Below are 13,096 nucleotides of genomic sequence, written 5' to 3'. Positions count from 1 at the left end.
AATAAGGATATAAATCATTGTTTGAACACAGAATTTTGCCTGTTTACACAATATGGATAAAAGTGTCATTTTTTTGTTGAACGATTGCCTGCCTCAACATTTATCCAGATTTTCTACAGAATGTGGGGGTAGTATAGCAGTTAAATGCCTGCAATTAATATAGTACAAAAAGTTGCCGCCTACGTTAGCATGCTGATGAAAAAGCAACTGCCGGCAACCATGTACTTCCATAATTTGCGGCATACCCAATATGTGGTTAACGCTGCTATCGAAATTGCAAAAAACAGCGGCCTTAACCGCGATCAAACCACTATAGTTAAAGTAGCGGCCTGGTTTCATGATACCGGTTATTTATACCACTATACCGGCCACGAAGACACCAGCCTTGTTATAGCCGGCACCTTTTTAATGCAGCACCACTATGGCGACGAATTTATACAGCAGGTTTGGGATTGCATTGCAGCAACCAAAATGCCGCAATCGCCCAAAAACACTACCCAACAGGTGATCTGCGATGCCGATATGCGCCACTTTGCCGACGAAAACTATAAGGATTTTGCCCACTGCCTGAAACAAGAATGGGCCGTACATTTAGATAAGCGCTACACCGAAGCCGAATGGCAGGATATTAACCTGCACCTTTTACAACACCATCAATATTTTACCGATTACGGCAAAACCGTACTGCAACCATTAAAGCAAAAAAACATCAGCCTGATGCAGACCCTCGCTTAATGTTTTTTTACCGTTTCCTTTCGTACCCGGCTTAACGTTTCGGGCGTAATGCCCAGGTATGAGGCTATCATGGCTTGCGGTACACGTACCGATAGATCTGGATATTTTTCTATAAAGTCAAGGTATTTTTGTTCGGCAGTGAAAGCTATTGCAGCCTGGATGCGGCTTTGGCTGGTAATGAAGCTTTTGTTAATAATGGCATTCACCATATCGTTAAAAGCAGGTATTTCCTTGCAAAGCTTCTCAAAATTAGTATTGGCAATCATCACCAGTTCAGTATCCTCAACGGCGTCGATATTATTTTTGGATGGTTCGCCGGTAAGCAGGCTGGCGCGGTCGCCGGTCCACCAGTTTTCTCTGGCAAAGCTTACAATATTTTCACGGCCGCTTTCGTCAACGCTGTAAAAACGTGTTAGTCCTTTAGCTATAAAAGCGTTATATCGCCAAACATCGCCTTCCTGCAACAGGTATTGCCTTTTGCGTAGTTTTTTATAAATGCAAACTGCTTCAATTTTAGCATAATCGGCATCGGTAAGTGTAGCTTTTTGGCTGATGTATTCTTTTAAAGGCGCAAACATAGTAAAGGCAAATATCCTTTTATCTGCGGATATTTGCCTTGAGTTGAAACTTTATTTTATAGCCCGGCTGTTTAATTATTGTATTTGCTCAGCCATTTTGCTTTGATGGCCGCGCGGGCATCAATAAATTCCTGGTCGGTGCCCTGGGCAACGGCATCAAGCGGATAGCGCATTGGCCTGCTGCCTTTTTCCATCTCTACAAGGTGCAGAATACCATCGGCAATAGTTTGCGGATCCATATTAAACTCGGCCATTTTACTGAACAGGGCTGTGCCCATTGCGTTAAACTTTTGGGCGGCCACATCGCCATATTCAGCAATAATTTCAGGTTTATCAGCATGTACGCCGGCCTTGCTGCCATTGTTCATTTCGGTAGGATATACGCCCGGCTGAATGCTCACGTTTTCAATATTGTATTGTGCAAGCTCGTCGTGCAAGCCCTCGGTAATGCTTTCCACACCAAATTTCGAGGCAAAATAAGGAATCATGAAAGGCAGCGTATGGCCGCTGGCGCCTGTGGTGATGTTGATGATAAGGCCATTCATTTCTTTACGCATGCCCGGCAATACGGCAAAAATGGTGCGCAGGGTTCCGTAAAAGTTCACTTCAAACATCTGTTTAATCTGATCTATAGAGTAGCCCTCCAGCAAGCCAAAACCGGATACTGCCGCATTGTTCACCAATACATCAATATGGCCGTATTTGGTTAGCGTATATTCAAAGGCAGCTTTAACCGAGGCATCGTCGGTAATATCTATCTCCACCACTTCAACATTGGGCAATGCCGAAAGCTCTTTGGCAACAGCTTCATTTTTCCCATTCACTCCGCGCATACCGGCAATAACGGTATGGCCTGCATTTGCCAGGGTAATAGTGGTTAATTTACCAAACCCTGTACTTGTTCCGGTTATAAAAATTGTTTTTGACATTTTGTATCGTTTTTGTTGATACAAATGTACCCCGCCCCCAAAACCTGCACATTGATGTATGATAAAAAGAAACTTGACATTTATCAAGCGGGATAGGAAGGATTGTTTGAAAATTACGCCGCATCCCAGGCTCGCAACCGCAAACTGCCAAATCCTAACTGCAAACTGAACATGGGCGTTGCCTGCGGCCGGGCTATCCGTTCCAAGTCCTCGCTTTCCCGCACACAGGCTTTAAAAGCATATCATTCAGGCACTTTCCCTCGCCAACCCCGCAATATCATCCAGGTTACAACAGGTAGCGGTAGTGATAATATTATTAGGCGATTGCTTAAGATAATTCACAATAATAGCCTCCTCCGAATCCGTATCATAATACCTGCTGAATGGAATTTCAGCCTCCGGAATACTTTCAAAAGCCGGATCGTTACTTTTTTGTTTAACGAGGATATTTTTAAGCGCTACCGCCTGCCGGTTTTTAACGCTCACGGTATTGCTTACCCCGAAAAGCACCTCGGGCTTGGTTTCGAGGCCCAGGTTAAATACATACTGTTCCATCTCCTCAAAATCAAGGTTCTGGCAGTTAATGTACAGGCAGCCATCGCGTATGCCAATCACCTTGCCGCTATACCGGTGCCCCTCAGATACCGATTGAACAATTACCTGTCCGCTGTCACTCTCCTTTAAAACAAAAGGCGTTTTAATTACATTTTTGCTGCCATCTGTTTTTTGATAGTATAAAAAATAGTTCCCCAAAAAATAACTTTTAATAACAGCCATTGATGATTTACCCTGCCCCATCCCAATAACCGGCGCTTTGGCCAGGCTATGCCGGTACGGGCCGGTGCTTTTACCGGTTTCCTTTTGCCATTCGTCCCATTGGTTAAAGGGCACCTGTAAAAAAACCAGTAAGGCGTTTGCCTTTACATATTTGGCTTCGCCGCCGTTCCAGTAGCTTTGCAGGGTTTTGCCGCTTATCCAGTTAAAAACGCGGTACTCGCCCATATTGCCCAGGTACTTTATAAAATCGTAAACATTGTGGCAGCGGAGGGTTTCGAGGTGATTATTGAGCTGCTGCCGCCCAATGATCAGGCCCATTTCTACCAGATCGGGATTTGCTATTACTTCTTTGCTTATCTGCTTATTAATAACCCGCGCAACCAGGTTAAACTGGGTTCGTGTAAAATTAACCCAGTTATTTTCCTTGCCTTTCAGCTTTAAAGCAGCTAATATTTGTTGATGATCGGCTATTGCCTTTTGTATTTTTCGGGATAAATGCATTAATGGCAGATAATTTTAATTTTTCTTCAGTTAACAAAAGAAAAATCCGGGTAAAACAAATAGTTTATTACCAAAACAAGATACACTAAGTCACAACCGGTATCTCACCAATCCCTCTCCTTGTGATCAAAAGCAGTCAAAACTTCTGACTTAAAATTAGACTTATTTATGACCAATTCCAAACTCCTGTATATCAACGATTAAAAAATAGTTTAAAAAATATTTTTGACTTATATTTTTCCTCATCTGACTTAGTGATATTTATAAAACACCCCACACCCGTTCTTTTCCCGAATAAAAATGTAAATAATCACCTAAAACCACGCTATGAAACAACCTTTACGCTTATTATTTACTGTTTTAAACATATGGCTTTGCTTAGTGGCACCTGCCATAGCCCTTGCACAGGATCATACCGTAAAAGGAACCGTTAAAGATGATCAGGGCCAGCCCGTTGTTGGTGCTTCGGTATTTATAAAAGGTACCAACAAAGGCGCTATAACAGCGGTCGACGGCGGCTTTTCTATCGCCGTGCCGGCTGCCAACCCGGTGTTAACCATATCCTACGTAGGCTTTAAAACATTTACGGCCAATGTTGCCGGCAAAAATACCATTGCCATTGTTTTGGAAGAAACCAAAAGCCAGCTGAATGATGTGGTGGTGGTGGGTTACGGCACGCAAAAAAAATCAAACCTCACATCGGCCATCAGCACCATCAGCAATAAAGATTTCAGAGATCAGCCGGTATCCAACCTGGCCCAGAGCATTGAGGGCAAAATACCCGGCATTTTGGTAACCACCCCATCGGGAACGCCCGGTGCCGGTTTATTAGTAAGCGTGCGCGGAGCCAGTAACCCCCTCTATGTGGTTGACGGGATCCCGATGATCAGCGAAAGCAATTCTTCACTCTCCACCTCCTACACTACTGATGGTACGGTTGTTGGCCAAGGCCAGAATATCAGCTCGATATCCGACATCAATCCCGACGATATCGAATCGATGCAGATCTTGAAAGATGCTTCGGCAGCGGCTATTTATGGTGCGCGGGCGGCCAACGGCGTTGTGCTCATCACCACCAAACATGGCAAAAACGGCAAAACCGAGTTTAGTTTTGATAGCTACAGCGGCGTACAACACGTAGCGCATACCATCCCGTTTTTGGATAACCAGGGTTTTGTAGCTTTGGAAGAAGACGCCCGCAAGCAGGATTTAAAGCTTTACAACCAGGATCCAACCCAGTTTCCGGATGGCTTTAACCCGGCGGTGCTTACCAACCCGCTGCCCAATAACTGGAAATCAAAGGTAAACACCAACTGGCTCGACCAGATTTTGCGTACCTCCCCCATCAGTTCCATTCAATTATCGGCACGCGGCGGCAGTGATAAAACCAAATTTTTTATCTCGGGCAGCTATTTCGACCAGCAGGGTATCGTGATAGAAAACTATTATAAACGGGCTTCGTTTCGCTTTAACCTGGATAACAAGGTGAGCGAGCGGGTAAGCATCGGCACTACATCATCATTCACCTATGCCAAAAACCGCCGCAGTTTTAATGATGATACCTATACCGGTATTGTAACCAACGCGCTGGGTGCATCGCCTTTAATGCCGGTTTACAATAAAGACGGCTCATACGCCGACTATACCCAGTACGAAGCCAGCTGGCTGAGCGACAACCCCGTAAAATCCGCCAAAGAGATCCAGGCATTTACCAAAAATTACCGTTTTTTGGGTAGCGTATTTACCGATATTGAGGTATTAAAAAACCTGAAATTCCGCGCCTCATTCAGCACCGATTACACCAGCCTGGGTGATGACCAGTTTTTTGACGCCATCACATCCGATGCTTCGGCCGTGGGCGGCAAGGCTATCAAAGGCACCTATACCAATACCACGCTTATTAACGAGAATACCCTAACCTACCAAAATACATTCGCCCAAAAACACAGTATCAATTTACTGGGCGGTTTCACCGCACAATCAACCCGCACCGAAAACACCTCCATCAACGCGCAGGGATTTCCGGAGGGTACGGGGCTTACCAATATTTCAAGTGCATCAACCATCACCGGTGCCACCGGCCTGCATTCGGGGTGGGGCTTGTTATCATTCCTGTTTAGGGCCAATTATGCTTATGATGATAAATACCTGATCTCGGCCAGCATTCGTGATGACGGTTCATCCCGTTTTGATCCTTCCCGGCGCTGGGGATTTTTCCCTGCAGTATCTGCCGGCTGGGTTATCTCTAAAGAGAAATTTCTTGATGGCTCCAAATGGCTCACCAACCTCAAGCTCCGTTTTAGCTACGGCCTTAGCGGCGACCAGGAAATAGGCGATTTTCAGTATCAGAGTTATTATCAGCCCAGCCGCTATGATGGCGTGTCGGGTTTAAAACCGCGCAATATAGGTAATCCTGATTTAACCTGGCAGCGCAATAAAATGATCAATGCCGGTTTGGATTTTGAGTTGTACGGTGGTAAAATAAGCGGATCAATAGAAGCCTACAAAGGTAACCGCACCGAATTATTGAGCGAAGCGCCGCTGCCGGCTACCTCCGGTTTTGCAACGCGTACCATTAACGCCGGTAATATTCAGAATACGGGTCTGGAGTTTTCGGTAAGTGCTTACCCCATTAAAACCGATAAATTTAGCTGGACCACCACCCTTAACGTAAGTTTTATCAAAAGCAAAATACTGGAGCTATCATCAGATAACCAACTGCTGTTTGCCTACAGCGACCTCTTCCCTACCCACATCCTTAAAGTTGGCGAATCGGTTGGTTCATTTTATGGCTACAAATACTTGGGGGTTGATCCGCAAACAGGCTTACCTAAATTCAGCAACGATCAGCAGGTATTGGGTAAAGCCACTCCCGATTATTTTGGCGGCTTTACCAACAATTTGCGCTATGGCGATTTTGATCTGAATATATCAACCCAGTTTAGCGTGGGTAACAAAGTGTACAATCTCATCCGCTCAACTTACCAAACCCTGGGCTGGAGCGATGGTGGTTATGACGACCAGTACCTTTACCAGGTGTATGCCAACAATGCCACCATAGTTAACAAACGCTGGCGAAATCCGGGGGATATAACCGATATTCCGAGGGCATCCATGGTGTTTCAAAACTACCTGCAAAACTCATCGCAGTTTATTGAAAATGCCTCGTTTTTAAGGATCAGGACCGTTAACCTTGGTTATACCATCAGGCCGAAGCACCCTAAGGCATTTAGCTCGCTGCGTATTTATTTAGAGGCCCAAAACCTGGCCACCTTTACCAAATACTATGGCTTCGACCCGGAAGTGAGCTCGAACGGGGGTAGCTCGCCAACTACGGCGGGGGTTGATTACGCGGCCTATCCGCAGGCCCGCACAGTTTTATTGGGTGTAAACTTTAAATTTTAATTGAACCGGTTATGCGAAAATATATATCAATTATTCTGTTGCTGATAGCAGTTGCCCAAACATCGTGCAAAAAGGTGCTGGATGTAACCTCGCCTAACGAAGTTGCCGATGCCACAGTGTTTAAAAACGTTGCCGGTTTGCGCAGTGCCCGCATAGGCATGTACAGCACGCTGCAAAGCAAAAATTATTATGGCGGTTACTACCCGCTGCTGGCCGAATGCTACTCAGATAACGGTACCACAGGTGGCTACGATGTAATCGATTTAACCGATATCGCCAATAAGGCCGTATCGCCAAGCAATATTTACACTTCGGCCATTTATATCCAGATCTATAACTCCATCTACGCCGCCAACAAGATCATCGAAAACGCCGACAAAGTGCCCGGCACCGATGCCACCGAGCTATCAAACATAAAAGGCGAGGCCTACTTTATCCGCAGCCTGGCATCGTTTGATTTACTGCGTATGTTTGGCGAGCATTGGGATAATGCCTCGGCTTTTGGTATCTCGATAGTGACCTCAACGGCTAATCCGGCAACACCTGTTAAACGGAGCAGCGTAGCCGACTCATATAAACAGATCATTGCCGATGCCCAACAGGCCGTTAAACTGTTAAATACTGATAATGGCAGTAAATACGCCTCGCAGGCTGCGGCCAATGCTTTATTGGCCAGGGTTTATCTGTACCAGGGCAACAAGGCCGGTGCCGCTACCACTGCCACTCTGGTTATCAACAACAGCAATTATGCGCTGCTGGCAACGGCCGAGTTCACCAAGATCTACACGCAAAAAAACACCGGAGAAAGCGTATTCGAACTGGTTTTCGATCAGCAAAATAACAGCGCCTATAACGGCCTTACCTATGTACGCGATGATGCCTTGCGCACCGATGTTACCTTCCTGGCTGCCGAAGACCTGAACACGTTTTTTACAGGTCGGCCTACCGATGCCCGCTCGGCCCTGGTTGATTATGAAAATGTTGACCAGAGCATTCAGCCCGATGGCCGCACCGAAAAATACCGTGGCGAAACCACCAGGGATAACTCGGCCTATATTATTCGCCTGGCCGAGGTTTACCTGATCCGCGCCGAGGCTCTGGGCCGCACCGCCGGTCTGGCTGATCTGAACTACGTTCGCCAACATCGGGGTATGGCTAAACTTACTGCAGCAAACGTACCTACCGATGAGGCTTACCTGAACGCCGTACTAAACGAACGCCGGGCCGAACTGAATTTTGAAGGGCACCGCCTGTTTGACCTGGCCCGGACACAAAAGGTAGCCGATGTTTTAGGTGATGAAGTAAACCCGATTATGCCTATACCGCAGGCCGAGATCAGTGCGACGGGTGGTGTGGTAGTACAGAATAAGGGATATTAAATTATTTAGAGAATTAGTGAGTTAGTGAATTAGCGAATTAAAAACCCGTTATCCCTCACTAATTCACTAACTCACTAATTCACTAATTGCTCTATGCGTAGTCCGTTAGTTCATCTTATAAAAAAAGCTTTCTTTTCCTCGTTGAGGGAAGCGGATGGCCTTGCTCCGGCAGACGAGGGCAGACGCCGCTTTTTGCGTGATGCCGGGTTGGTAGCTGGCGGATTGGCACTGGCACCTGCTTTGAACGCTTTGGCCATTGATGATAAACGGCGTAATATAGTTATAGTGGGTGCCGGCATGGCCGGATTAAATGCGGCCTACCAGTTAAAAAAGAAAGGGATAAACAGCACCATTTACGAAGCCTCGGGCCGTGCGGGCGGGCGCATGTTTACCCTCCGCGATAAATTTGGCAAAGGCATCACCACCGATATAGGCGGTGAGTTTGTGGATACCGATCATACAGAAATTTTTGCCTTGGCCCGGGAGCTTGGTGTTGAGTTTTACAATCTGAAAGAGGATAAGCTCGACCCAAAAACATTTTACTTTGAAGGCAAACACCTCAACGGCGAAGACCTGAAAACAGCCATGCGGCCTTTTGTTAAACTGATAGAAAAAGATGTAAAATCGTTACCCGAAAAAATCGACCATACCACGGGTCATTTGTTCAGGCACCTTGATGAGCTTTCTATTGCCCAATATCTTACCCAAATTGGCATTACCGGTTGGCTATACAGGCTTTTGAATGTAGTGCTTACCATGGAGTACGGCATGGAAACCACCGAACAATCGGCCCTTAACTTCCTCATAATGTTTACCGAACCGGTGGCTGCCGAAAAGGAATATGAGCTTTTTGGTGATGAGCACGAGGTGTTTAAAATAAAAGGCGGCAGCGGGCATTTAACCGATAAGCTTTATGAGCAGGTTAAAGCCCAGGTTTTAACCGGGCATAAGCTTACAGCCATCAGCCAAAATAAAACAAACCAATATCAATTAAGCTTTGAGCACCGCGGTGCTGTTAAAAAAGTAAATGCCGATTATGTAATTATGGCCATACCATTCACCATACTGCGCAAAATAAATTTTGATGTACCCATGCCTTCCGCCAAACGCAAAAGTATTGATGAATTAGGCTACGGAAACAGCGGTAAGTTTATTATGGGTTTTAACGATAAGGCCTGGCGCAAAGCAGGCAAAACAGGCTATACCTTTACCGACCTGGAATTGGGCTGCGGATGGGACAGCAGCCAGATGCAATCACAAAGCGAAGCAAGTTTTACCCTGTTTGGCGGCGGCCATATCATCAATACACTTAACAATGAAAAAATTGAGGATTTAACCAGGCGAATAGTGCCCCAATTGGAAAAAATTTATCCCGGTGCGCAAAAAGGCTTCAACAGCAAAACAGTGAAATTTTTATGGAGCCAGTACCCATACAACATGGGTGGTTACAGCACGTTTAAAAAAGGGCAATGGAGCACTATAGCAGGCTGGGAAGCCGTGCCCGTAGGCCAGATCTATTTCGCCGGCGAACATGTAAGCCTCAACTGCCAGGGATATATGAACGGCGCGGCGCAAACCGGTAGGTTAGCGGCAGAAATGATTACAAAACTGGTGGCAGCCCCACCCAACCCTCCCCGGAAGGGAGGGCTTTCCTTATCACACAAAACCAAACAAAAATCATTATAAACAAAAAGAATTCTCCCCTACCGGGGGAGATTGAGAGGGGGCTTATGAGCAATTCAGAACAACTGTTAGCTAAAAGAAAAAAATACGTACCCAACGCCATCGGTATCTTTAACCCATCAACGGCGGAGCATGCCAGCGGGGCGATTATAACCGACGCGGATGGCCGGGAGATGATTGATTTTGCCGGAGGAATAGGTGTGGTGAACGCCGGGCATTGCCCGCCGCCCGTGGTAGCCGCCATTGCCGAGCAAGCGGCAAAGATGATCCATTGCAGCTTTAATGTAGCCACTTACGATTTGTACCTGCAACTGGCCGAAAAACTGGCTACGCTACTACCACACGGCGATAGCACCAAGGTAATGCTCACCAACTCGGGCGCCGAAAGCGTTGAGAACGCCATTAAAATTGCCCGCCAGGCAACAGGAAGACCAGCCGTGATCTGTTACGAAAGCGGTTTCCACGGCCGTACCATGATGGCCATGACCTTAACCTCCAAAGTTGGCTACAAACTGGGCTGCGGCCCCTTTGCGCCCGAGGTTTACCGGATCCCATTCCCTGATTATTATCGTTATGGCAAGGATCTGAGTATTGATGATTTCTCAGATGTGCATTTACGCGAGCTGGAAACATTTTTTCACACCCATGTACCTGCCGACCAGGTTGCCGCCATTATTATGGAGCCCGTACAAGGCGAGGGCGGCTTTAATGTGGTACCGGCAAAATACCTGCGCGGCCTGCGCGAAGTATGCGATAAATATGGCATTTTATTGATTTTGGATGAGGTGCAAAGCGGCTTCGGCCGCACCGGTAAATGGGCTGCTTATGAACATTACGGGGTAACGCCCGATATTTCAACCTGGGCAAAATCGATGGGAAGCGGTATGCCCATCGGCGCGGTTATTGGCAGGGCACATATTATGGATGCCTGTAAACCATCAACCATCGGCGGCACCTATCCCGGTAACCCGGTTTGTTGCGCGGCCTCGCTGGCTACCATCAAGTACATGGAGGAGATTGACATCAATGCCCTCGGTACAAAAGTTGGCGATATCGTACGCTCTCGTTTTGAAGCCATGAAGGCAAAGTACAACGCCGTTGGTGATGTACGGGGCCTCGGTGCCATGATGGCTTTTGAACTGGTTATTGATGGTGATCCTTTTAAACCGGATGATGTTCTCTGCAAAAAACTCATCAGCTACTGTGCCCAACACGGCGTGATTGTAATAAACGCCGGGGTTAACGGTAATGTGATCAGGGTGCTTAGTCCGCTGATTATTGATGAGGCTTTGCTTAATGCGGGGCTGGATGTTATTGAAGCTGGATTGGCGGAGTTAACGGCATAATTTTTTTTGACCAATTATAAAAACCTCTTGTTAAAGCTCTACGAAGTTTTAAAAACCTCGTAAGGCCGGCACTGGGGAAAAATCATAAATACAACATGAAACAACAATTCATCAATGGCGAATGGGTAGTAGCGGCAGATAAAAACGAGATGGATTTAACAGATCCGGCTACCGAACAGGTTATTGATACGCTAAGCGCCGGCAACGCTGCCGATTGCCGTGCGGCTATCGATGCTGCGTATAAAGCCTTCGGTTCGTGGAGCAAAACCACACCATACCAAAGGGCCGAGATCCTAAAAAAGGCAGCTAACTATCTGCGCGAAAACCTGGATAACATTGCCCGCGACATGGTACTTGAAAGCGGCAAACCCCTGCCCGAAGCCAAAGGCGAGTGGACCGTTGCCGCCAACCTTTTTGAGTGGTACGCAGAGGAAGCCAAACGCGCCTACGGTCGTGTAATCCCCACCAACAGGCCGGATAAGCGGAGCTCGGTTATTTACCAGCCCATTGGCGTTACGGGCATTATTACGGCCTGGAATTTTCCGGCTTACAATCCCGCGCGCGCCTGGGCAGCCGCGCTTGCTGCAGGTTGTACAGTAGTAGCCAAACCATCCGAAGAAACGCCGCTTTCGGCAATCCACATGGCGCAGGCGCTTGTAAAGGCAGGTTTGCCGCAGGGTGTATTAAATATTGTTTATGGCGATGCGGCTGCCATTGGCGATGAAATGCTTGGCAACCCGCTGCTAAAAAAAATAAGCTTTACCGGCAGCACCCGTGTGGGTAAAATACTGATGGATGGTGCATCGCGCACGCATACCAAACTCTCGCTCGAGCTGGGCGGAAACGCGCCGGTGCTGGTATTTGATGATGTGGATGTTGATGCTATAGCCAAAGCCACCGCCATTGCCCGCTTCAGGAACAACGGACAGGTGTGTATTTCGCCGCAACGCATTTATATCCATAAAAACATTTACCAGCAATTTGCCGATGCCGTAACCGGCTACGTAAGCAAACTTAAGGTGGGCAATGGCTTTGAGGAGGGCGTTAACGTAGGGCCGCTCATCACCAAAAAACAAAAAGAAAGCGTGCAGGCGCTAATTGATAAGGCAGTTAACGAACAGGCCGAGATCTTTACCGGGGGCGGCATGCCTGCGCATCTGCAATCGGGTTATTTTTTGCAGCCTGCCGTGGTGGGCAACCTTAAACAAACCTCGGTGCTTGCCCAAAATGAAATTTTTGGTCCGGTGCTGCCTTTATTTTCTTTTGATGATCTGGACGATGCCATTGCCAGGGCAAACGATACCGAATACGGGTTGGCATCCTTTGTTTTCACCAACAATTTAAAAACATCCATTTATGCATCTGAACGGCTGGAGTTTGGTATTGTAGGCATCAATGAATGGGCCCCACATGGCACCGAATCGCCTTTTGGAGGATGGAAACAGAGCGGACAGGGGCATGAAAGCGGTAGTGAGGGGTTGTATGAGTATATGGAGAAAAAGCTGATAAGTATTGGGGGATTGTAAGGGAAAAAGTAAGGATGTATGAAGTAAACGCTGTGTTGCTGCAAGCCTTTAGTTGCAAACTACAGGCTTAGCATATCCGAAGTCGGAAACTTTGGACAGCGGAGAAACGCAGCGTCCAACGCGGCTCATCTCCTACCGTCATGCCGAACTTGTTTCGGCATCCCACGGGACAGGTAGCCATTTTGCCTGGCATGGTTGGTTAGCGAGTGGGTGCTGAAACAAGTTCAGCATGACCTG

General features: G+C 47.1%; 9 protein-coding genes. 6 read left to right on the top strand and 3 right to left on the bottom strand.

Going from position 1 to position 13,096, the window contains the following annotated elements; genetic code table 11:
• Positions 1 to 144: 144 nt before the first annotated feature.
• A complete protein-coding gene (locus tag HYN43_RS03910) occupies positions 145 to 735 on the top strand; it encodes an HD domain-containing protein (protein WP_119408214.1) in 591 nt (196 codons plus the stop codon).
• Here the strand turns inward: HYN43_RS03910 and HYN43_RS03905 are convergent.
• The 3 genes from HYN43_RS03905 to HYN43_RS03895 form a co-directional block, all read right to left on the bottom strand.
• Complete coding sequence (locus HYN43_RS03905; RefSeq protein WP_119408213.1) at positions 732 to 1,313, bottom strand: Crp/Fnr family transcriptional regulator; 582 nt, start codon at positions 1,311 to 1,313, stop codon at positions 732 to 734. The genes HYN43_RS03910 and HYN43_RS03905 overlap by 4 nt on opposite strands.
• A 71-nt stretch (positions 1,314 to 1,384) precedes the next feature.
• Positions 1,385 to 2,242 carry an SDR family oxidoreductase gene (locus tag HYN43_RS03900; protein ID WP_119408212.1) on the bottom strand — a complete coding sequence of 286 codons (858 nt, stop codon included), beginning with the start codon at positions 2,240 to 2,242 and terminating at the stop codon, positions 1,385 to 1,387.
• A 246-nt stretch (positions 2,243 to 2,488) separates the two neighbouring features.
• Positions 2,489 to 3,520: a hypothetical protein gene (locus HYN43_RS03895; protein ID WP_119408211.1), complete on the bottom strand. Its 1,032-nt coding sequence runs from the start codon at positions 3,518 to 3,520 to the stop codon at positions 2,489 to 2,491.
• Positions 3,521 to 3,847: 327 nt separating this feature from the next.
• On the opposite strand from HYN43_RS03895, the gene HYN43_RS03890 reads away from it, so the two are divergent.
• The 5 genes from HYN43_RS03890 to HYN43_RS03870 all read left to right on the top strand — a co-directional run bounded on the left by HYN43_RS03890 (position 3,848) and on the right by HYN43_RS03870 (position 12,859).
• Positions 3,848 to 6,925 carry a SusC/RagA family TonB-linked outer membrane protein gene (locus HYN43_RS03890; protein WP_119408210.1) on the top strand — a complete coding sequence of 1,026 codons (3,078 nt, stop codon included), beginning with the start codon at positions 3,848 to 3,850 and terminating at the stop codon, positions 6,923 to 6,925.
• 11 nt (positions 6,926 to 6,936) lie between these two features.
• Complete coding sequence (locus tag HYN43_RS03885; protein ID WP_119408209.1) at positions 6,937 to 8,304, top strand: RagB/SusD family nutrient uptake outer membrane protein; 1,368 nt, start codon at positions 6,937 to 6,939, stop codon at positions 8,302 to 8,304.
• A gap of 93 nt (positions 8,305 to 8,397) precedes the next feature.
• Positions 8,398 to 9,990: a flavin monoamine oxidase family protein gene (locus HYN43_RS03880; protein WP_119408208.1), complete on the top strand. Its 1,593-nt coding sequence runs from the start codon at positions 8,398 to 8,400 to the stop codon at positions 9,988 to 9,990.
• 44 nt (positions 9,991 to 10,034) lie between these two features.
• On the top strand, positions 10,035 to 11,333 hold the full coding sequence (locus HYN43_RS03875; RefSeq protein ID WP_119408207.1) for an aspartate aminotransferase family protein: 1,299 nt from the start codon (positions 10,035 to 10,037) through the stop codon (positions 11,331 to 11,333).
• Positions 11,334 to 11,428: 95 nt separating this feature from the next.
• Positions 11,429 to 12,859: an NAD-dependent succinate-semialdehyde dehydrogenase gene (locus tag HYN43_RS03870; protein WP_119408206.1), complete on the top strand. Its 1,431-nt coding sequence runs from the start codon at positions 11,429 to 11,431 to the stop codon at positions 12,857 to 12,859.
• Positions 12,860 to 13,096 lie beyond the last annotated feature (237 nt).

Source organism: Mucilaginibacter celer, from assembly GCF_003576455.2.
GTDB lineage: Bacteria > Bacteroidota > Bacteroidia > Sphingobacteriales > Sphingobacteriaceae > Mucilaginibacter > Mucilaginibacter celer.
This window is presented reverse-complemented; position numbering and strand designations above follow the sequence as displayed.

Coding starts and splice junctions, on each gene's coding strand:
- HYN43_RS03880 (WP_119408208.1), top strand. CDS start 8,398: ATGCGTAGTCCGTTAGTTCATCTTATAAAAAAAGCTTTCTTTTCCTCG.
- HYN43_RS03875 (WP_119408207.1), top strand. CDS start 10,035: ATGAGCAATTCAGAACAACTGTTAGCTAAAAGAAAAAAATACGTACCC.
- HYN43_RS03900 (WP_119408212.1), bottom strand. CDS start 2,242: ATGTCAAAAACAATTTTTATAACCGGAACAAGTACAGGGTTTGGTAAA.
- HYN43_RS03905 (WP_119408213.1), bottom strand. CDS start 1,313: ATGTTTGCGCCTTTAAAAGAATACATCAGCCAAAAAGCTACACTTACC.
- HYN43_RS03870 (WP_119408206.1), top strand. CDS start 11,429: ATGAAACAACAATTCATCAATGGCGAATGGGTAGTAGCGGCAGATAAA.
- HYN43_RS03885 (WP_119408209.1), top strand. CDS start 6,937: ATGCGAAAATATATATCAATTATTCTGTTGCTGATAGCAGTTGCCCAA.
- HYN43_RS03890 (WP_119408210.1), top strand. CDS start 3,848: ATGAAACAACCTTTACGCTTATTATTTACTGTTTTAAACATATGGCTT.
- HYN43_RS03910 (WP_119408214.1), top strand. CDS start 145: ATGCCTGCAATTAATATAGTACAAAAAGTTGCCGCCTACGTTAGCATG.
- HYN43_RS03895 (WP_119408211.1), bottom strand. CDS start 3,520: ATGCATTTATCCCGAAAAATACAAAAGGCAATAGCCGATCATCAACAA.